Source organism: Streptomyces sp. NPDC097595 (assembly GCF_044761525.1).
GTDB lineage: Bacteria > Actinomycetota > Actinomycetes > Streptomycetales > Streptomycetaceae > Streptomyces > Streptomyces drozdowiczii_A.
Genome location: NZ_JBIWCN010000017.1, coordinates 1 through 20,105 on the forward strand (window position 1 = coordinate 1; position 20,105 = coordinate 20,105).

The following is a 20,105-nucleotide window of genomic DNA, read 5'->3' on the forward strand; positions in this document are numbered from 1 at the left end:
CAGCGCCGATGGTACTGCAGGGGGGACCCTGTGGGAGAGTAGGACGCCGCCGAACTCCTTTTAGGAAGAGCCCCGTGCCCTTGTGGCACGGGGCTTTTTCGCGTTCCGACCCTTTAAAGTCGTGCCATGCGCTACGAACTTGTCATCTTCGACAACGACGGTGTGCTCGTGGACAGCGAGCCGATCTCCAACACCATCCTGGCCGGCTACCTCACGGAGCTGGGCCACCCGACTTCGTACGAGGAGTCCCTGCGGGACTACATGGGGTCCGCCGTGCACCGCGTCCACGACCTCGTCCAGGAGCGGACCGGGACCAAGCTGCCCGAGGACTTCGACGTCACCCTCCACTCGCGGATCTTCGCCGCGTTCGAAGCGGAGCTGGAGCCCGTCCCCGGCGTCGACGACCTCCTGGGCAAGCTGGTCGCCGACGGCGTCCCGTACTGCGTCGCCTCCTCCAGCAGCCACCAGCGCATCCGGGTCAGCCACCGGAAGACCGGGCTCGACCAGTGGTTCGAGGAGGAGTGGATCTTCAGCGCCGAGGACGTCGGCCGGGGCAAGCCGGCGCCCGACCTCTTCCTCCTCGCCGCCGAGCGCATGGGCGTCGCGCCCGAGCGGTGCGTCGTCATCGAGGACAGCCCGCTCGGGGTCGAGGCGGCCCGGGCGGCGGGCATGGACGTCTACGGGTTCACGTCGATGATGCCGGCGGACCGGCTGGCCGATGCGACCAGGTGTTTCTCCGACATGAGCCAGCTGCCGGAATTGCTTGCCTGACGCGTCTACCCACGGGTAGAAACTGGCTCTACGCTCGCCGCCATGACAGATGCACGGTTGCGGCACGGCAGGGCGTCCCTCGCGTTGAGCTTCTTCGTGCAGGGGGCCACCTTCGCCCTTCTGGTGACGCGGATCCCCGCCATCCAGGACCGGTACGGGATATCCGACGGCCTGCTGCCCGTGTTCCTCGCCGCCGTCCCGATCCTGGCCGGGGTGGGCAGCGTGCTCACCGAGAAGGTGGTCGCCCGGGTACGGCCGCGCGTGGTCCTGCGGTGGACGCAGCCCGTCGTCCTCCTCGCGCTCCTCGGCGTCGGCGCCGGCAGCGAGCTCTGGCAGGCCGCCGTCGCGCTCGGGGCGTTCGGTCTCGCCGTCGGCGCGCTGGACGCGTCCATGAACATGATGGGCGTCAGCCTCCAGCGGGCGTACGGGCGTTCCATCATGCTCGGCTTCCACGCCGCGTACAGCCTGGGCGGGATCGCGGGGGCCTCGATGGCCTGGGCCGGGGCGCACTGGGACCTGTCGTTGCTGGTCTCGTACCTTCCGGCGGTCGTGGTGCTGCTGCCCGCGGCGTTCATCGGGAGCCGGTGGTACGTGGAGGGCGCCGAGGAGACACCGGAGAAGGGGACAGCCGGTGCGGCCGGAGCGGTCTCCTTCCGGCTGCTGCTTCCCCTGTGCCTGGTCATGGCGTTCGCGTACATCGGGGACTCGACGGTCTCCAACTGGAGCGCGAAGTACCTCCAGGACGTGCTGGGCAGTTCGGAGCAGCTGTCCACCGTCCCGTACAACGTCTACATGGTGACGACGCTGCTGGGGCGGGCCGTCGGGGACCTCGGGGTGCGGCGGTTCGGGGCGGTGGCCGTGGTGCGGGGCGGGACCGTGCTCGCGGCCGGCGGGTTCGCCGTGGTGGCCGTGGCCGGCGGGGCGTGGACCGGGATGCTCGGGTTCACGCTGCTGGGGCTCGGGCTGTGCGTGATCGTGCCGCAGACCTTCGCGGCGGCCGGGCGGATGTTCCCCGGGGCGAGCGACACCGCGATCGCCCGGCTGAACATCTTCAACTACGTGGGCTTCCTGGTCGGCTCCCCGCTCGTCGGGGCGCTCGGGGACGCCTGGAGCTACCGGGGCGCCATGCTCGTCCCGATGGTGCTGGTGCTGGCCACGCTCCTGTACGCCAAGTCGTTCGGCGCGGAACCCGCCCGATACGGTGGCGGGCATGAGCGGCCGCGCACAGCTGATGTGGGATGACGCAGTAACGGGCTACGACTTCGGGGAGAGCCACCCGATGGACCCGGTCAGGCTCGCCCTGACGATGGGCCTGGTGCGGGCGTTCGGGCTCGACCGGGCGGTCGACGTGGTCGCGGCCAAGCCCGCCGGGGACTCCACGCTGCGGCTCGTGCACCGCCCGGACTATGTGGCGGCGGTGAAGGCCGCCTCCGCCGACCCCCGCGCGGCCGACCAGAAATACGGCATCGGGACCATCGACGACCCCGCGTTCGCCGGGATGCACGAGGTGTCCGCGCTGATCGCCGGGCAGTCCGTGGCCGCCGCCGAGGCGGTCTGGCGCGGCGAGACCCGGCACGCCGTGAACTTCACCGGCGGGCTGCACCACGCGATGCCCGGCGGCGCGGCCGGCTTCTGCGTCTACAACGACCCGGCGCTCGCCATCGCCCGGCTCCTGGAGCTGGGCGCCGAGCGCGTCGCGTACGTCGATGTCGACGTCCACCACGGCGACGGCGTGCAGGCGGCCTTCTGGGAGGACCCCCGCGTCCTGACGATCTCCCTGCACGAGCACCCGCGCACCCTGTTCCCGCAGACCGGCTGGCCGGAGGAGACCGGGGCGGGGAGCGGCGAGGGCGGCGCGGTGAACGTGGCGCTGCCCGCCGGGACCGGGGACGCGGGGTGGCTGCGGGCCTTCCACGCGGTGGTGCCCGAGCTGCTGGCGGACTTCCGGCCGCAGGTGCTGGTGACCCAGCACGGGGCGGACACGCACTTCGAGGACCCCCTGGCGCACCTGGCGGTCTCGCTGGACGCGCAGCGCTCGGTGATGGCCGCGTGCCACGACCTGGCGCACACGTACGCCGACGACGGGCGCTGGGTGGCGCTCGGCGGCGGGGGTTACGCGGTGGTGGACGTGGTGCCCAGGTCCTGGACGCACCTGGTGGGCATCGCCGCGCACGCCCCGGTGGACCCGGAGGCGGTGATCCCGTCGTCGTGGCGGGACGAGGTGTACGCGCGGACGCGGCAGTTGGGGCCCGCGCGGATGACGGACGGGCGGACGCCCTCGTGGTCGGCCTGGGAGGACGGGTACGACCCGGCGGACCGGCTGGACCAGGCGGTGCTGGCCACGCGGCGGGCGGCCTTTCCGCTGCGGGGGCTGCTGACCTGATCCGGGCACGGGGACCCGCATCCGGGCACGGGACCTGTATCCGGGCACGGAAGGCCCCCGGGGTTACGGGGGTGAGTACGGTTTACGCCGACTGTGGGGCGTAATCGGGCTTTTGGCCCCTGGGCAGGCCGGTTCGGGCAGCATCGGTGGGGTGTTGAGCACCGGAGCGCTGCGTGCGCATCTGCTGGCGGCCCGCCTGGCCGGGCCCGTGGCCACCTCGCGTGAGGTGAGCCTGCGGAGTTATCGGCTGTTCGCGGCCAGGGACCCCCGGGTGACGCTCGGCCTCGACCCCGAACGGGGCTGGGGCGCGGGCGAGTTGCTGGAGCTGATGGCGGACAGGTGCGGGGTCTCGGACGATCCCGCGCATGTGTCCGGGCCCGATGTCATCGATCCGGAGCGGACGGTGGCGGGGCTCGACGCGTTCGCCGTACGGCTGGCGGACGCGGCGGCGCGGCGGGTGCCGGTGCTGTTCGGGACCGGACATCCGCACCGGCTGATCGGTTTCTACGCGGCGCTGGCAGACGCTTTGTCGTCGGCGGGCTGCCCTGTCCTCACCCCGGCGCAGGGGCGATGTATCGACATAACGACTCGGTTTGGCGTACGCACGTACAGCCTCGACTACGTACAGGGTGTCGCGCTGGTGCGTGAACCCGGCGCGGGGGCGGCCGGTGGTGGCACCGGCGCACACTCCCATTCGCCGCTGCCCGTACGGGTCGCGCTGGAGGCCGCCGCGGCCGGCCGCGGGCCCGTTCCGGAGCTGGTCGTCGGGGACCACGGATGGGTCTGCGGGGCAGGTCAGCTGGGCATCGAGGCGATGGGTCTCGCCGATACGGACGATCCCGCGCTGTTCGTCGGGGAGGCCGAGGGGCGGGTGGCGGTGGCCGTGCCGCTGGACGACGCGGTGCGGTCCGCGTACTACCTGCCGCTCACGCGCTATGTACTCAATCGCGCCTGTCTGTCACAGTAGCGGCCGATCGTCTCTCCTCTTCCCCACTTGCATCACCCGCCCCTAACCTGGGGAGTGAGCGCACAACGACGAAGAGTCACCGGAGGGGAAGCCGGTGCGCGTCTCGTGCGGAAGGTACAGGTGAGTCATGGCTGCTGACAGCGAGAGTCCTCTGAGCGAGGTCAAGTTTCTGACCGTGGCGGAAGTCGCCTCGGTCATGAGGGTGTCGAAGATGACCGTGTACCGCCTGGTGCACAGCGGTCATCTGCCGGCGATCCGGGTGGGCAGGTCCTTCCGGGTGCCGGAGCAAGCGGTTCACGAGTATCTGCGCGAGTCCTTCGTGGGGGTGGCATCGGCCTGAGATTCCCCTCGGATTACGTCCCTCACGCGGTGGCGGGTAGGCTAGGCCGACGTAGGTCGTGTGGGCCCAGACGCCCCGCACCAGTGAAGAAGAAGTGAGCGAGGGTAGTCGTGGGCTCTGTTATCAAGAAGCGGCGTAAGCGGATGGCCAAGAAGAAGCACCGCAAGCTGCTCAAGCGCACGCGCGTTCAGCGTCGCAACAAGAAGTAAGCGAACGCAGTTCGTGAATCCGCAGCCCTCCCGCCGTTCCGGCGGGAGGGCTGCGGTGCTGTATGCGGGGGTGTCCAGCGGTTACGGTGACGTCCTGACCGACCGAATACGGGAGACCGACGGAAGGCGCTGATCTTGGGGAAGGTCGTGCTCGTCACGGGAGCGGCCCGGCAGCTGGGCGGCCGTTTCGTCCGGCGCGTCCAGCGTGATCCGGACGTGGAGCGGGTGATCGCCCTCGACGCCGTGGAGCCGGAGCACGAGTTGGGCGACGCCGTCTTCGTACGGGAGGACATCCGCGGGCCCGCCGTCGCCAGAGTGCTCGCCGAGCACGACGTGGACACGGTCGTCCACCTGGACGTCAGCGGTTTCGCGCTCGGGGCCCAGGGGCGTACGGCGGTCAAGGAGACCAACGTCATCGGCACCATGCAGCTGCTCGGCGCCTGCCAGAAGGCCCCGGCGGTGCAGCGGCTCGTGGTGAAGTCCAGCACCGGTGTGTACGGCTCGGCGCCCCGCGATCCGGCGGTGTTCCACGAGAACACACCGCCCAAGTCGCTGCCCGGCGGCGGCTTCGCGAAGGACGCGGCCGAGGTCGAGGGGTACGTACGGGGCTTCGCCCGCCGCCGGCCGGACGTGGCCGTGTGCGTGCTGCGGTTCGCGAACATCCTGGGGCCCGACGCGGATTCGCCGCTGGCCGACTATCTGTCGCTGCCGGTGCTGCCGACCGTCTTCGGGTACGACCCCCGGCTCCAGTTCGTGCACGAGGACGATGTGATGGACGTCCTGTCCATCGCGTCGAGCGAGCCCAGGCGCGGGACGCTGAACAGCGGCACGTTCAACATCGCGGGCGACGGGGTGCTGTTGCTCTCCCAGTGCGCGCGACGGCTGGGGCGGCCGACGGTGCCGATGCTGCTGCCCGCCGTCACCTGGGTCGGGCAGGCGCTGCGGACGGTCGGCATGACGGACTTCTCGCCGGAGCAGATCCGGCTGCTCACCCATGGCAGGGTGGTGTCCACGGTCCAGATGCGCGAGACGCTGGGCTTCGCGCCGAAGTACACGACGGGGGAGACGTTCACGGCCTTCGCGCGCAGCCGGGCGCCGGGCCTGCTGCCGCCCCGTGCGGTGGGCAGAGCCGTGGACCGCGTGGCCGAGGCCGTGCCCCGGATCGCCGGGCCGGGCGGCTCAGGCGGCTCCGGAGGCGACACCCACCCGACCCCGAGCGCCAGGTAGAGGAGCGCAGCGACGATGGCGGATGCCAAGGTCATTCCGTTCGACGACGACCGTTCGCGGTCGGGAGGCGTGCCGCGCGCCGCGCGCCGGCGGCCTCCGGCACGCGGCACGGGGTCGGTGAGCTCCCTGCCGGGGCCCTCCGGCTCCCCGGACGCCTCGCCGCAGGGCCCGGAGGTGCCGCGCGACGGCGACGCGTCCGGCCGGGGCGCCTGGGACCGGCGGATCGCGGGCGGGCTCGCCTTCCTGCGGCGGCGGGTCACCGGTGAGTACGACGTGGACGAGTTCGGCTACGACGAGGAGCTGACCGACCAGGTCCTGATGTCGCTGCTGCGGCCGGTGTACGAGAAGTACTTCCGGGTCGAGGTGAAGGGCGTCGAGAACATCCCGGCCGAGGGCGGGGCGCTCATCGTGTCCAACCACTCCGGGACGCTGCCGCTGGACGGGCTGATGCTCCAGGTCGCGGTGCACGACCACCACCCGGCGGACCGGCATCTGCGGCTGCTCGCGGCGGACCTGGTCTTCATGCTGCCCGTGGTCAACGAGCTGGCCCGGAAGGCGGGGCACACCCTGGCGTGCGCGGAGGACGCGGAGCGGCTGCTGCGTCAGGGCGAGGTCGTCGGTGTGATGCCAGAGGGCTTCAAGGGGATCGGCAAGCCGTTCGGCGAGCGGTACAAGCTCCAGCGCTTCGGGCGGGGCGGCTTCGTGTCGACGGCGCTGCGGGCCGGGGTGCCGATCGTGCCGTGCTCGATCGTGGGCGCGGAGGAGATCTACCCGATGATCGGGAACGCGAAGACGCTGGCGCGGCTGCTCGGGTTCCCGTACTTCCCGATCACGCCGACGTTCCCCTGGCTGGGGCCGCTGGGGGCGGTGCCGCTGCCGACGAAGTGGACGATCCAGTTCGGTGAGCCGATCCCGACGGACGGCTATCCGCTGGAGGCGGCGGAGGACCCGATGCTGATGTTCAACCTGACGGACCAGGTGCGGGAGCAGATCCAGCACACGCTGTACAAGCTGCTGGTGCAGCGGCGGTCGGTCTTCTTCTGACGGCCGCCGCCGCACCGTGGGGCCCGGTCAGCCCTTCTCGTTCTCCGCGTCGATGCCGAGACCGCCGATGAGGCCCGGGAGCAGCGGCGGGATGGTGATGTCCGGCGACGGCGTCGAGCTCGGCGCCTGCTTCGACGGGCTGGTCGCGTCCGGGGACGGCGGGTCGAAGAGACCGTCCGTGCCGCCGCCGATCAGGCCGCCGGCCGGGCTGGAGCCCGCGTCCGAGGGGCGCGGCGAGGTGCTGGAGCCCGTACCGCCGTCCTCGTGGCGGCTGCTGGACGACGAGGGCGACGGGGTGGTGCGCGCGTCGGTGGACGGGTCCGCGCCGGTGCCGGTGCCGGTGGAGTCGGAGCGGCGGGACTCGGGGCCCTTCTCCGGGGCGCGCGGGAACAGCGACTGGAGCGGCGCGACCTCTTCGTCTATGGCGTCGAACACCGAACTGACCTGGTTGCCCACGTCGGTCAGCTGGACGGGAAGGCGGTCGCGGAGGCTGCTCCAGGCGTCGCGGTGGGAGCGGGAGAAGGAGTCCAGGGTCTGGATCGGACCGAGGGCGCCGTCCCGTTCGTACGCGGCGTGGAGGAGGCGGTGGCCCTCGCCGGCGTCGTGCGACATGCCGTTGAGCGTGCGCCTGATCTCGGCGAGCTGCTCGTGGTCGAGGTGGCCCGTGCGGGCGCGCTCCATGAGGCGGCGGGCCTCGCCGAGGCGCGTGGACGCCTGGTCGAGGTAGATCTCGCCGCGGTCGGTGTCGTCGCGGGTGAGGCCGAGGTGGAGGTCCTCCATGCCGCGCTTCAGGCCGTAGAGCGAGTCACCGGGGAGGGCGTCGGAGCTGGCCGCGGCCACTCCTCCGAAGGCGCCGGCGGCCACCCCGACGGTGAGCCCGCCGGCAGCGAGGCCCTTGGTCCAGCGGGATCTCGGGCGGAGTTTGCGGAGCGGGGACGCGCGGTGGCTGCCCCTGCTCCGTTGTGAGGGCACCGTAGGGTCCGCGGACGCGCCCCCCTCGGCGAACATGGCTTCCATGGCGGCGACGAGCTGCGCTCGCTGCACCACTTTGACCTCGGGGTCCAATACCGGCTTCGGCAGCTCACCGAGGCCGTTCGCCAGGGCCAACAGCGGTCCTCGGTCGGCCTGTTCGGCCGGGTCCTCGGGCTGTACGGCCGCCGCACCGCGGAGCGACTGCTCCTCCAGGGCCTGGGCGAAGGCGTTCGCCCGCCGGTGTGCCGAAACGTTTGCGATCACTGGCGGCACCTCCTCTCGTCATGACGGTCGACTCCCCTGGGGATCCGGAAGGTTGCACACCTTGAGCGCTTCCACACGAACGAGTGAGCGTCGGCGGACATGGTGTGACGACAGGGGGCCTGCAACCGGCACAACGAGTGGCTCGGCACTTGGGTTACGCACGAAAGATGATCGGACCAGTGCGTGATGCACGCAACGCCGGGACCGGCCCGGCGGGGGGAGCCGTCAGCGGGCATCGTCCGGGAGGAGCCGGGCGAGGGTGCGGACGGCACGATACTGGAGGGTCTTGATCGCGCCCTCGTTCTTGCCCATGACACGGGCGGTCTCGGCGACCGAGAGCCCTTGCAGGAAGCGCAGGGTCACGCACTCCTGCTGCTGGGGGTTGAGGCGGCGCACCGCCTGGAGGAGCGCCTCGTTGGAGAGGGATTCCAGGACGGAGTCCTCGGGGCTGCGGGCGACCTCGTTGGCGTCGAGCATTTCGCCGGTGGTCACTTCCAGCCGGAATCGACTGGATTTGAAGTGGTCGGCGACCAGGTTGCGCGCGATCGTGACCAGCCAGGCGCCGAAGTCGCGGCCCTGCCAGGTGAACGTCGAGATGCGGCGCAGGGCGCGCAGGAAGGTCTCGCTGGTGAGGTCCTCCGCCGTCGCCTTGCTGCCCACGCGGTAGTAGATGTAGCGGTACACCGTGTCGCTGTACTGGTCGTAGAGGCGTCCGAAGGCGTCGGCCTCGCCGGCCTGGGCGCGCTCGACGAGCTCCATCATGCGCGCGCTGTCGCTGTCGGCGGCGGGCCGCCGGACGGGGGCAGCGGTGGTCGCCGTCCCGCGGTTGCCGCGTCTTCCCACCGCCGCGGCGCGTTCGGCCAGGGCGTAGCAGGGGGCGGCAGGTACAGGGGCGGCGAATGCGGGTACGGCGTACGCGGTGGGGACGAAGCCGCGCATGCGTTCGGCTACTGATGCGCGCAGCGTAGCCAGGCCCGAGGCGTCAACCCCGACGTGTGGGTACACGGGACTCCCAGAGGCAGAGCTTCCATCACGAGCAGTGCGAAACCATCACTCGTCGTAGTGAGTGGCGGGTCCGGAATGCGTCTGAGGAGAATAACGCTTCGTACAGGCCGCACTACGCCCAGTTGCACAAATCATCGATTGCGTCGCTTCGGTGCCCACTTTTCAGCACATCAAGTCGCACGCCGTGATCGCTTGTTGATCGATTCGCTTCGGAATCTGTCTGCGGGGGCGACGGGTTGTGGCCGGTGAAAAGGGTGTGCCGTGTTGACGCGCGTGGGCGCGGAGAGTCAGCGGATCCGGCGGAAGTTCAGCGGCGGCGGCGGTGCAGGGCGACGGCCGCTGCGGTGCCGCCCGCGAGGGCGCCGACACCGGCGGCGGCCGGGATGCCGACCTTGGCCGCCTTGCGGCCGGTGCGGTAGTCGCGCAGCCGCCAGTCGCGGGCGCGGGCGTGCTTGCGGAGCTTGGTGTCCGGGTTGATCGCGTAGGGGTGGCCCACCAGCGACAGCATCGGGATGTCGTTGTGCGAGTCGCTGTACGCGGCGCAGCGCGCCAGGTCCAGGCCCTCCGCCGCCGCCAGGGCGCGGACCGCCTCGGCCTTCGCGGGGCCGTGCAGGGGTTCGCCGACCAGGCGTCCGGTGTAGACCCCGTCGACCGATTCGGCGACCGTGCCGAGCGCCCCGGTCAGGCCGAGCCGGCGGGCGATGATCGTGGCGGTCTCCACCGGGGCGGCGGTGACCAGCCAGACCCGCTGGCCGGCGTCCAGGTGGGCCTGGGCCAGGGCGCGGGTGCCGGGCCAGATGCGGTCGGCCATGTACTCGTCGTAGATCTCCTCGCCGATGGACATCAGCTCGGAGACGCGGTGCCCCTTGACGATGGACAGCGCGCTGTCGCGGGCGTCCTGCATGTGCTCCGGGTCCTCGACGCCGGCCAGCCGGAACCACGCCTGCTGCCAGGCGAACCGGGTGAGCTCGCGGCGCTCGAAGAACTTCCGCTTGTACAGGCCGCGGCCGAAGTGGAAGAGGGCGGCGCCCTGCATCACGGTGTTGTCGAGGTCGAAGAAGGCGGCGGCCCGTTCGTCGCCGACGACGGGGAACTCCGGCTCCTCCGGCTCGGCCTCCGCGACCGCGGATTCGGCTTCCAGCGAGGACTTCCGCGCGGCCTCCGCCGCCGCCTCGCCCGCCAGCACACTGCGAGCGGTGGCGGAACGCCTGCGGGGGGTGAGCCATCCAAGAGCGGCCATGCGGTCGAGCATAGCCAGTCGGCCCGGCCGTTCAGGTTCCGCCGTGGTGCCGTGGTGTGAACTCCTGGTGTCCGCGGGCTCCGGGACGGGGCCGAGAATGAGAGGTATGAGTGCCTTGCTGCGTCGTAGGAAGAAGAATCCCGCCGAGCGCGTGGTGACCCTGGTGGGGAAGCCCGGCTGCCACCTCTGTGACGACGCCCGGGAGGTGGTGCGCGCCGTGTGCGAGGAGACCGGCGCCTCCTGGGAGGAGAAGGACATCACCCGGGACGAGGAGCTGTACCGGGAGTACTGGGAGCAGATCCCGGTGGTGCTCGTGGATAACGAACAGCACACGTTCTGGCGGGTCGACCCGGCGAGACTGCGCAGCGCGCTGCTTTCCTGACGGAAACCCGGTTACCATCGTGGGCGTTTTGAGTGGTCTCGGGGGCGTGGCTGTGAGGAGTGTGTGCTGCTTTGCCCCCTTCGGGCCTGCAACGGGCTGATGCGATCCATGGTTCCTGGATCGCGCGACGGATGTGCGTGACCCCGGTCACTTTGACCGGACAAACCGGACACAATCTTTGTGCACGCGTTCACAAAGGCATAGCCTGCAATCGACGGGGCGGTCTTGGGACATACGGCCGCCTAAAGCCCCGCTCATCCCGCAGGAGCACCGTGGCAACTGGCCGAAATCACCGACCGGCGACCCGTAGCCGAGGAATTCCCGAGGCCACCGTCGCCCGACTTCCGCTGTATCTCCGCGCGCTGACCGCGCTCTCCGAGCGCTCGGTCCCCACGGTCTCCTCCGAGGAGCTCGCCGCGGCGGCGGGGGTCAACTCCGCGAAGCTCCGCAAGGACTTCAGCTATCTCGGCTCGTACGGGACGCGCGGCGTCGGCTACGACGTCGAATACCTCGTCTACCAGATCTCGCGCGAGCTCGGCCTCACCCAGGACTGGCCGGTCGCCATCGTCGGCATCGGAAACCTCGGCGCGGCCCTCGCCAACTACGGCGGCTTCGCATCGCGCGGCTTCCGCGTCGCCGCGCTCATCGACGCCGACCCGGCGATGGCCGGTACGCCCGTCGCGGGCATCCCCGTCCAGCACGCCGACGACCTCGACCGCATCATCAGCGAGAACGGCGTCTCCATCGGCGTGATCACCACCCCGCCCGGCGCCGCCCAGCAGGTGTGCGACCGGCTCGTCGCCGCCGGGGTCACCTCGATCCTGAACTTCGCGCCGACCGTCCTCTCCGTGCCCGAGGGCGTCGACGTGCGCAAGGTGGACCTCTCCATCGAGCTCCAGATCCTCGCCTTCCACGAGCAGCGCAAGGCCGGTGAGGAGGGCGTCGACACCGCGCCCGACCCGGCCGCGCCGCCCGTGCGCGCCACCAGCACCGGCCGGAAGGGACCCGACGGGGACATGCCCGCCGTGATGCCGGCATGAGCCTGCTCCTCGTGGGTCTGAGCCACCGCAGCGCCCCCGTCTCCGTACTGGAACGCGCCTCGCTGGCCGCCGACACCCAGGCCAAGCTGCTCCAGGACACCCTGGCGGCCGAGCCCGCCGCCGAGGCCACCGTCCTCGCCACCTGCAACCGCATCGAGCTGTACGCCGACGTGGACAAGTTCCACGCGGGCGTCGCCGAGCTCTCCACGCTCCTCGCCCAGCACAGCGGCGTCGGTCTGGACGAGCTGACTCCGTATCTCTACGTGCACTACGAGGACCGGGCCGTCCACCACCTGTTCTCGGTGGCCTGCGGGCTCGACTCGATGGTCGTCGGCGAGGGCCAGATCCTCGGCCAGATCAAGGACGCGCTCGCCCTCGGCCAGGAGCTGCACACCGCGGGCCGGCTGCTCAACGACCTCTTCCAGCAGGCCCTGCGCGTCGGCAAGCGCGCCCACAGCGAGACCGGGATCGACCGGGCCGGGCAGTCGCTCGTCACCTTCGGCCTGGAACAGCTCGCCGGCGGCCCCGACACCGCCGCCTGGGCCAGGGGCAAGCGCGCCCTGGTCATCGGCGCCGGCTCCATGTCCTCGCTGGCCGCCGCCACGCTGGCCCGCTCCGGCGTCGCCGAGATCGCCGTCGCCAACCGCACCCGGGCCCGCGCCGACCGCCTGGTCGAGATCCTGAACCAGCCCGGCGGTACGGGGGTGCGCGCCCGGGCCGTGGAGATGGCCGAGGTGACCGGCGAACTGACACGTGCCGACATCGCCGTCTCCTGCACCGGCGCCACCGGACTCGTGCTCACCGCCGAGACCGTCGCCGGGGCGATCGGCCAGGACCACGTGCCCGATCCGGCGAGCGGCCTGATCCCGGCGCAGTCCACCGGACCCGAGCGCCTGGCGCTGCTGGACCTCGCCATGCCGCGCGACATCGACGTGGCGGCCGGCCGCCTCGACGGTGTGCGCCTCGTCGACATCGAGTCGCTCGCGGAGGCGTCGGCCGACGCCCCGATGGCCGCCGATGTGGACCAGGTGCGCACCATCGTCGCCGAAGAGGTCGCCGCCTTCGGGGCCGCCCAGCGCGCCGCCCACATCACCCCGACCGTCGTCGCCCTGCGCACGATGGCCGCCGGCGTGGTGGCGGACGAGATCGCCCGCCTGGACGGACGCCTCCCCGACCTGGACGAGAAACAGCGCGCCGAGATCACGCAGACCGTGCGCCGCGTGGTCGACAAGCTCCTGCACGCGCCCACCGTGCGGGTCAAACAGCTCGCCAGCGAGCCCGGCGGCGCCGGGTACGCGGACGCGCTGCGCGAACTCTTCGACCTCGACCCGCAGACGGTCGCCGCCGTCTCCCGGGCAGACCTGAACGACCCGAATCGAGGGCGGTCATGACCGACAACTCACCCCTGCGACTGGGGACCAGGCGCAGCAAGCTCGCCATGGCCCAGTCCGGGCACGTCGCCGACGCGGTCAGCGAGGTGACCGGGCGCGCCGTCGAACTCGTGGAGATCACCACGTACGGGGACACCTCCCGGGAGCACCTGGCGCAGATCGGCGGGACCGGCGTGTTCGTCGCCGCGCTGCGCGACGCGCTGCTGCGCGGCGAGGTGGACTTCGCCGTCCACTCGCTGAAGGACCTGCCGACCGCGCAGCCCGAGGGCCTGGTCCTCGCCGCGGTGCCGGTGCGCGAGGACCCGCGCGACGTGCTGATCGCCCGGGACGGGCTGACCTTCGCGGAGCTGCCGTCCGGCGCCCGCGTCGGCACCGGCTCGCCGCGCCGCATGGCCCAGCTCAACGCGTACGCCCGAAGCCACGGCCTCGACATCGAGACCGTTCCGATCCGCGGCAACGTCGACACCCGGATCGGGTTCGTACGCGACGGCGAGCTGGACGCGGTGGTTCTCGCCGCGGCCGGGCTCAGCCGCCTGGGCCGCAGCGGTGAGGTGACCGACTACCTGTCGGTCGACACCGTGCTGCCCGCTCCCGGCCAGGGAGCACTGGCGATCGAGTGCGCTGCCGGCAGCGCCGACCTCGCCGCCGCGCTCGCCGAGCTCGACGACCCGTACACCCGGGCCGCCGTGACCGCCGAGCGTGCCCTGCTCGCCGCCCTGGAGGCCGGCTGCTCCGCACCCGTGGGTGCGCTGGCCGACCTCCTGGCCGACGGTCAGGCTGTCAACGAACTGCGCCTGCGCGGTGTCGTCGGTTCCACCGACGGTGCCTCGCTGGTGCAGATGTCCACCACCGGTCCCGTTCCCACGTCGCACGACGACGCGGCGGCGATCGGTCGCGAACTCGCGGCCGACATGCTTGCCAAGGGTGCGGCCGGTCTTATGGGGGAGCGAGCACTTTGAGCCCCACCGGCCCCGCCGCATCCGATTTCCCGGTCCACTCCGCAGGGCACGTCACCTTCCTCGGCGCCGGTCCCGGCGACCCGGGACTGCTGACCCTGCGCGCCGTCGAGGCGCTCGCGAGCGCGGACGTCCTTGTCGCCGAACCGGATGTCCTCGGCGTCGTCCGCTGCCATGCGCGGGCAGGGGTAAGCACCCCTGAGCTGGCGGTTGTTGACGCGCAGTCAACAGCCGCCGGGGTACCCGTTCTCAGGGACGCGGCCAATCTTGTCATGGAGGCCGCGAAGGGCGGCAGGCGGGTCGTCCGTGCCGTGGCCGGAGACCCCGGCCTGGACGGGAACGCCGCCGCCGAGATGCTGGCCTGCGCCTCCGCCGGCATCCCCTTCGAGGTCGTCCCGGGCGTCGCGAACGCCGTCGGGGTGCCCGCGTACGCCGGGGTGCCGCTGCGGGACGCGCAGGGCGCGGACGTACGGTTCGTCGACGCCCGTACGGCCACCGACCGCTGCTGGAGCGAGATCGGCACGAGCGACGCCACGTGCGTCATCTCGACGTCGCTCGACGCGGTGGCCTCCGCCGCCGGTGAGCTGGTCGCGGCGGGCCGCAAGCCCGATACCCCGCTGACCGTGACGGCCGGCGGCACGACGACGCGCCAGCGCACCTGGACGGCGACCCTCGGGACGATCGCCCAGGTCTTCAAGCAGGGCAAGGTGCTCCCCTCGCCGGAGGGGCACCAGCCGGTCATAGCCGTGGTCGGGGAGCGCAGCTCCGCCGCCCAGCGCGACCAGCTCGCGTGGTTCGAGTCCAAGCCGATGTTCGGCTGGAAGGTGCTCGTACCGCGTACGAAGGAGCAGGCGGCCTCGCTCTCCGACCAGCTGCGGTCCTACGGCGCCGTGCCGCACGAGGTGCCGACGATCGCCGTCGAGCCGCCGCGTACGCCCCAGCAGATGGAGCGGGCGGTCAAGGGCCTGGTCACCGGCCGGTACGAGTGGATCGCCTTCACCAGCGTCAACGCCGTGAAGGCCGTCCGGGAGAAGTTCGAGGAGTACGGGCTCGACGCCCGGGCCTTCGCGGGGATCAAGGTCGCCGCGGTCGGCGAGCAGACCGCCGCCGCGCTGATCGACTTCGGTGTGAAGCCGGACCTGGTGCCGTCGGGCGAGCAGTCCGCCGCCGGGCTCCTTGAGGACTGGCCGCCGTACGACCCGGTCTTCGACCCGATCGACCGCGTCTTCCTGCCGCGTGCCGACATCGCCACCGAGACCCTGGTGGCCGGGCTGATCGAGCTCGGCTGGGAGGTCGACGACGTCACCGCGTACCGCACGGTCCGCGCCTCGCCGCCGCCGGCCGAGACCCGCGAGGCGATCAAGGGCGGCGGCTTCGACGCGGTGCTCTTCACCTCGTCCTCGACCGTGCGCAACCTGGTCGGCATCGCGGGCAAGCCGCACAACGTGACGGTCATCGCCTGTATCGGCCCCGCCACGGCGAAGACCGCCGAGGAGCATGGGCTGCGCGTGGACGTCCTGTCGCCGGAGCCCTCGGTGCACAAGCTGGCCGAGGCGCTGGCGGAGTTCGGCGCGCGGCGCCGGGACGCGGCGCGGGAGGCCGGTGACCCGGTGACCCGGCCCAGCGAGCGGCGTCCGGGTGCGCGCAGGCGGCGTACGACGACCTGAGCGGCGCTGTGACGCGGGGCCCGGCCACCTCTCCGGAGGGGGGTCGGGCCCCGGTGCTTTCCCGGCGCGGGTGTCGGTAAGAGCGCGGGGCGCGCGGGTCTACGCTCGAAGGATGACTGTGTACGGAAACTTCCCCGGCTCGCGGCCCCGTCGGCTGCGGACGACCCCCGCGATGCGCCGGATGGTCGCCGAGACACGGCTCGATCCGGCCAACCTGATCCTGCCCGCGTTCGTCCGCGAGGGCATCGACGCACCGGTCCCGGTCTCGGCCATGCCCGGCGTGCAGCAGCACACCCTGGACACCCTGCGGAAGGCGGCCGTCGAGGCGGTCTCGGCCGGGGTCTCGGGGATCATGCTGTTCGGCGTCCCGCTGGACGAGAAGAAGGACGGCCGGGGCACGGCGGGCACCGACCCGGACGGCATCCTCCAGGTCGCCCTGCGCGCGGTGCGCGAGGAGGTCGGCGACGATCTCATCGTCATGTCGGACCTGTGCCTGGACGAGTTCACCGACCACGGCCACTGCGGTGTGCTGACCGGGGACGGCCGCGTCGACAACGACGCCACCCTGGAGCGGTACGCGGAGATGGCCCAGGTCCAGGCCGACGCGGGCGCCCATGTGGTCGGCCCCAGCGGGATGATGGACGGCCAGGTCGGCGTCATCCGCGACGCGCTCGACCAGACGGGCCACGAGGACGTCTCGGTCCTCGCGTACACCGTGAAGTACTCCTCGGCGTTCTACGGCCCGTTCCGCGAGGCCGTCGGCTCCTCGCTCCAGGGCGACCGCAAGACGTACCAGCAGGACCCGGCCAACGTCCGCGAGTCGCTGCGCGAGTTGGCGCTCGACCTCGAAGAGGGCGCGGACATGGTCATGGTCAAGCCGGCCGGTCCCTACCTGGACATCCTGGCGAAGGTCGCGGAGGCGTCGGACGTGCCGGTGGCCGCGTACCAGATCAGCGGCGAGTACTCCATGATCGAGGCCGCCGCCGAGAAGGGCTGGATCGACCGCGACGCGGCGATCCTGGAGAGCCTGACCGGCATCCGCCGCGCGGGCGCGCAGCTGATCCTGACGTACTGGGCGACGGAGGTCGCGCAGCGGCTGGGCCGTTGATGGTCGGAAGCTCACGGAAGCGGGTCGCGACTGGTCGCGGCCCGCTTTTCACGTCGAGCGCTAGATGCGCACTACTGGTGAGAACCCGGGTTCTCACCAGTAGTGCGCATCTAGCGCTTCACTTCTGCGGGAAGAAGCGCTAGGTTTGACTCATCGCAGTGAGGGGGCGTCAGCTCGACTCTCACGGCGGCAAACAGTGACGCCCTGCACTGCCTAATTGAGGTGGGCAGTACAGGGCGTAACACCAGGCTCTGCCCTGGGCTGTGTGCTATGCGGCGAAGCAAGCGGTGACAGGACTCCAAGGCGTACTAGGGAACCGTAACACGGTGGCCCGAACGAAGGAAGTGGGCGATGACGGCGAACGGCGAGAAGGAATTAATCGAGGCCATCTCCCAGGAACGGTTCCAGCCGTTCCTGGAGGAGTGCCATGGCGACGTGGCGGTGGCACTGCGGCTGTACGCCTGGGACGCGGAGGCGGCCCGGGCGCTGCACAGCCCCCTGCGTGACCTGGAGGTGAGCCTGCGCAACAGGATCCACCGACAGCTCTCCGGCAAGTTCGGCCAGGCCGACTGGTGGAACCTGCGGCGGGCGGCGCCGAACGACTGGGCGATGAGGGAGATCCGGAATGCTCGGGCGAAGCTGGCCGAGCATGACAAGGGCACTGCTCCGTGCGACATCGTCGCCGCGCTCTCGTTCGGCTTCTGGGTCGGGCTGGTCAGCAAGGGTGGTTCCGGGAACTACGAGATGAAGTACTGGAACCCGGCGCTGCGGCACTGTTTCAAGGGGGTGAGCCGCACGGATCTCCACAGGCAGCTGGGGATCATGCAGACCCTGCGCAACCGCGTCGCTCACCACGAGCGCGTCTACCACCGCCGGCTGGATGAGGACTTCAGGACGGCCGTCGCGCTGACGGCCCTCGTCGCACCCGCGCTGGCGGCCCGCCACGAGAAGTACAGCCAGGTCCCCGCGGTTCTGGCGCGCAGGGCCCGGGTCCTTTCGGGCGAGGAGGAGATTGTGCTGTGACGGAGCGGCGGCAGTACGAGCCGGTGACGCTCGGCGAGATCAAGGAGCTCGCCGAGGTCGGCCGGCCTACGGTCAGCAATTGGCGGCGCCGGCACGCTTCCTTTCCCGAGGCGGTCGGCGGATCCGAGAGCAAGCCGTTGTTCGACGCGGAGGAGATCGCGGGCTGGCTGGACGAGCGGCCCGTGCCCGATGGCGAACGGCATCAGGACGGCACCCTGCCGACGTACGGCGAGCGCTTCCGCGAGGGACTCCGGCTGCGGCGATTGGTGACGCTCGGGCATGGCACGTTGCGCCCGGAGGAACTGATCGTCAGGGCGCTGGCAGTGGCCGCCATGGAGGGAGAAGGCGGAGGCAGCATGGAGGAGGGCCTGCCGTCGACTCTGCTCCGCGACTTCGACTTGGCCGGTGACGAGATCCGCCATACGTTGCGCGAGCTGGTGGAGGAGCTGGGCAGCGCCGGAGCCGCTGCCGAGGGGGTGCTCCGACTGGCCGGGCGTCTGGAGTCCGATCTCATGATGGACGCGACGCCCGGGCCGGTGACCGAGCTGATGGATGCCCTGGCTCGGCCGGTGCTGTCGATCACGGGGGCCGTGACCGTGGTGAACCTGTGCGCCGGTACGGGGGACGTGCTTCTGAAGCTCGCCGCCGACGACGGGGAGAACCGGGTCGCCGCCGTGGAGCCGGACGCCTTGCGGCGCACCGTGCTGCGGTACCGGCTGCTCGCGCACTGGGCGGCCGGGGAGACCCTGGTGTGCTCGGATCCGGCGGAGCTGAATGAACAGGGATTCCCGCTGGCGGATCTGGTCGTGGCCGACCCGCCCTATGCCGCCGGCGAACGGGAGCGGGACGAGGACGGTCCGCTGCGATGGGCGGTCGAGGTGGTCGAGCGTCTGAAGGAGGGGGGGAAGGGGCTGGTGATCGTTCCGTCCTGGACGCTGTCCCGCCCCCACGGCGGAACCGGCACGGCGAACACCCGGATGCGGGAGGACCTGCTCAAGTCCGGTGCGGTGGAGGCGATCGTCCAGCTGCCCCGCCGTATCCACACCTTCCGTACTGGGGCCGAGCACGCCTTGCTGGTGTTGCGGAGCACGCCGTCGGCGCCGACGGACCCCGGTGTGCTGCTGATCGACGCGGATCGGTTGGCGCGCCGGGTGGGCGACGTGTGGCAGCAGAACGTCGAGGCGTTGCTGCGCAGTACGAGTACGCCCGTGCCCGAGGAGGCCCAGCGTGCGCCCGTGGCCAGCACCGGGCCCGGCAGCTCCTATCTGCTCGACGGCCGCTCTCTGTTGCCCGCACACCGGCTCGCGTCCCCAGAAAAGGGCCTCGACCATTTCGCGGCAACGGTGGAGGCCCGGCAGAACGCGTACGTGGCGTTGCCGCACCTGAAGCGGTGGATCGGTGACCTCGGCGTCGGCAAGAGGGAGCATCGTGCCGAGCACTTCAAGGTCGGCGGGCAGCTGAGGGCAGGACAGCTCAAGCTCCTGCCGGGCCACCGCATCAAGGAGAGCGACATAGGCGACGCGGGCGTGCCCGTGATCGGCAGGGAAGAGATGCTGGGAGCCCTGCCGATCGGGGAGCGGCGCATCATGCTGGAGGACCTCGCCGCCTACCCGCAGAGCCTGATGACGGAGCAAGGCGATGTCTTCATGCTCACCGAGCACGGTGTCCGCACACAGGTGGACGACGCCGGCGGTTGCGTCCTGCTGGCGCCGGTGCAAGGGCTGCGGATCGCCGCGTACCGGAAGTACCTGATGGACTTGGCGGCGGGTGAGCCGGTTCGTCCCGAAAGCCTGTGGATGCGCCCGCACGCGCTGGCCCGCCTGCTGGCCGCACCGCGCAATCAGCAGCGGGGCAGTGGATCGCTCGTGCGACGCGTGAGCGTGAAGGACATGGACCTGCCGCAGCTTCCGCCGGAGGAGGTCGCCGACCTCGAAGCGGTGCTGGCCGAGACGGAACGGCACCGCTTCGAGGTACGCAGACAGCTGTCGGCGCTGGACACCCTGTCCGAGCGGCTGGCGGCGGGCGTCGCGGACGGCGACCTGCGCCTGCGTAAGCGGTCCGAGCCAGGCCCCCGGGCCTGACGGCCCCCTCTGTGAACGACGAGAGAAACGAGTGC

19 protein-coding genes are annotated in these 20,105 nt (G+C 71.3%); 16 read left to right on the plus strand and 3 right to left on the minus strand.

Going from position 1 to position 20,105, the window contains the following annotated elements; translation table 11 throughout:
• Positions 1 to 126: 126 nt before the first annotated feature.
• From ACIQZN_RS24385 to ACIQZN_RS24420, 8 genes are all read left to right on the plus strand, one after another.
• Positions 127 to 771: an HAD family hydrolase gene (locus ACIQZN_RS24385; protein ID WP_403997625.1), complete on the plus strand. Its 645-nt coding sequence runs from the start codon at positions 127 to 129 to the stop codon at positions 769 to 771.
• Between the two features lie 42 nt (positions 772 to 813).
• Entirely contained in the window at positions 814 to 2,013 is a 1,200-nt protein-coding gene (locus ACIQZN_RS24390) for an MFS transporter (protein ID WP_403997628.1), read from the plus strand.
• Positions 1,982 to 3,154, plus strand: a complete 1,173-nt coding sequence (locus ACIQZN_RS24395; RefSeq protein ID WP_403997630.1) for an acetoin utilization protein AcuC — start codon at positions 1,982 to 1,984, stop codon at positions 3,152 to 3,154. Before ACIQZN_RS24390 ends, ACIQZN_RS24395 begins: the two co-directional genes overlap by 32 nt.
• Before the next feature lie 151 nt (positions 3,155 to 3,305).
• Entirely contained in the window at positions 3,306 to 4,121 is an 816-nt protein-coding gene (locus ACIQZN_RS24400; protein ID WP_403997633.1) for a phosphatase, read from the plus strand.
• A 127-nt stretch (positions 4,122 to 4,248) separates the two neighbouring features.
• The gene (locus tag ACIQZN_RS24405) at positions 4,249 to 4,461 is read left to right on the plus strand and encodes a helix-turn-helix domain-containing protein (RefSeq protein ID WP_018104376.1); all 213 of its coding nucleotides are present in this window, start codon (positions 4,249 to 4,251) and stop codon (positions 4,459 to 4,461) included.
• Between the two features lie 110 nt (positions 4,462 to 4,571).
• The gene (locus tag ACIQZN_RS24410) at positions 4,572 to 4,670 is read left to right on the plus strand and encodes a 30S ribosomal protein bS22 (RefSeq protein ID WP_003948845.1); all 99 of its coding nucleotides are present in this window, start codon (positions 4,572 to 4,574) and stop codon (positions 4,668 to 4,670) included.
• Positions 4,671 to 4,805: 135 nt separating this feature from the next.
• Complete coding sequence (locus tag ACIQZN_RS24415; protein WP_403997637.1) at positions 4,806 to 5,897, plus strand: NAD-dependent epimerase/dehydratase family protein; 1,092 nt, start codon at positions 4,806 to 4,808, stop codon at positions 5,895 to 5,897.
• A gap of 15 nt (positions 5,898 to 5,912) precedes the next feature.
• Complete coding sequence (locus ACIQZN_RS24420) at positions 5,913 to 6,941, plus strand: lysophospholipid acyltransferase family protein (RefSeq protein WP_403997640.1); 1,029 nt, start codon at positions 5,913 to 5,915, stop codon at positions 6,939 to 6,941.
• 27 nt (positions 6,942 to 6,968) lie between these two features.
• Here ACIQZN_RS24420 and ACIQZN_RS24425 read toward each other — a convergent pair whose 3' ends face one another.
• The 3 genes from ACIQZN_RS24425 to ACIQZN_RS24435 form a co-directional block, all read right to left on the minus strand.
• A complete protein-coding gene (locus ACIQZN_RS24425; RefSeq protein WP_403997643.1) occupies positions 6,969 to 8,177 on the minus strand; it encodes a DUF5667 domain-containing protein in 1,209 nt (402 codons plus the stop codon).
• A gap of 225 nt (positions 8,178 to 8,402) precedes the next feature.
• Entirely contained in the window at positions 8,403 to 9,182 is a 780-nt protein-coding gene (locus ACIQZN_RS24430) for an ECF subfamily RNA polymerase sigma factor, BldN family (protein WP_403997646.1), read from the minus strand.
• A 307-nt stretch (positions 9,183 to 9,489) separates the two neighbouring features.
• Complete coding sequence (locus ACIQZN_RS24435) at positions 9,490 to 10,422, minus strand: HAD family hydrolase (protein WP_403997649.1); 933 nt, start codon at positions 10,420 to 10,422, stop codon at positions 9,490 to 9,492.
• Between the two features lie 106 nt (positions 10,423 to 10,528).
• Here ACIQZN_RS24435 and ACIQZN_RS24440 point away from each other — a divergent pair, with 106 nt between their 5' ends.
• From ACIQZN_RS24440 to ACIQZN_RS24475, 8 genes are all read left to right on the plus strand, one after another.
• Positions 10,529 to 10,804 (plus strand): glutaredoxin family protein, encoded by a 276-nt coding sequence (locus tag ACIQZN_RS24440; protein ID WP_073968766.1) that lies wholly within the window; start codon positions 10,529 to 10,531, stop codon positions 10,802 to 10,804.
• Between the two features lie 272 nt (positions 10,805 to 11,076).
• On the plus strand, positions 11,077 to 11,844 hold the full coding sequence (locus ACIQZN_RS24445; protein ID WP_391265321.1) for a redox-sensing transcriptional repressor Rex: 768 nt from the start codon (positions 11,077 to 11,079) through the stop codon (positions 11,842 to 11,844).
• Positions 11,841 to 13,235 carry a glutamyl-tRNA reductase gene (locus ACIQZN_RS24450; RefSeq protein ID WP_403997653.1) on the plus strand — a complete coding sequence of 465 codons (1,395 nt, stop codon included), beginning with the start codon at positions 11,841 to 11,843 and terminating at the stop codon, positions 13,233 to 13,235. Before ACIQZN_RS24445 ends, ACIQZN_RS24450 begins: the two co-directional genes overlap by 4 nt.
• Positions 13,232 to 14,194, plus strand: coding sequence for a hydroxymethylbilane synthase (gene hemC, locus ACIQZN_RS24455; RefSeq protein WP_403997656.1), 963 nt, complete (start codon positions 13,232 to 13,234; stop codon positions 14,192 to 14,194). The genes ACIQZN_RS24450 and hemC overlap by 4 nt, the downstream gene beginning before the upstream one ends.
• Complete coding sequence (locus ACIQZN_RS24460) at positions 14,191 to 15,858, plus strand: uroporphyrinogen-III synthase (protein ID WP_403997659.1); 1,668 nt, start codon at positions 14,191 to 14,193, stop codon at positions 15,856 to 15,858. The genes hemC and ACIQZN_RS24460 overlap by 4 nt, the downstream gene beginning before the upstream one ends.
• Before the next feature lie 112 nt (positions 15,859 to 15,970).
• Positions 15,971 to 16,966: a porphobilinogen synthase gene (gene hemB / locus ACIQZN_RS24465; RefSeq protein ID WP_403997662.1), complete on the plus strand. Its 996-nt coding sequence runs from the start codon at positions 15,971 to 15,973 to the stop codon at positions 16,964 to 16,966.
• A gap of 351 nt (positions 16,967 to 17,317) precedes the next feature.
• Positions 17,318 to 17,989 carry an Abi family protein gene (locus ACIQZN_RS24470; RefSeq protein WP_403997664.1) on the plus strand — a complete coding sequence of 224 codons (672 nt, stop codon included), beginning with the start codon at positions 17,318 to 17,320 and terminating at the stop codon, positions 17,987 to 17,989.
• Positions 17,986 to 20,070: an N-6 DNA methylase gene (locus ACIQZN_RS24475; protein ID WP_403997667.1), complete on the plus strand. Its 2,085-nt coding sequence runs from the start codon at positions 17,986 to 17,988 to the stop codon at positions 20,068 to 20,070. Before ACIQZN_RS24470 ends, ACIQZN_RS24475 begins: the two co-directional genes overlap by 4 nt.
• Positions 20,071 to 20,105 lie beyond the last annotated feature (35 nt).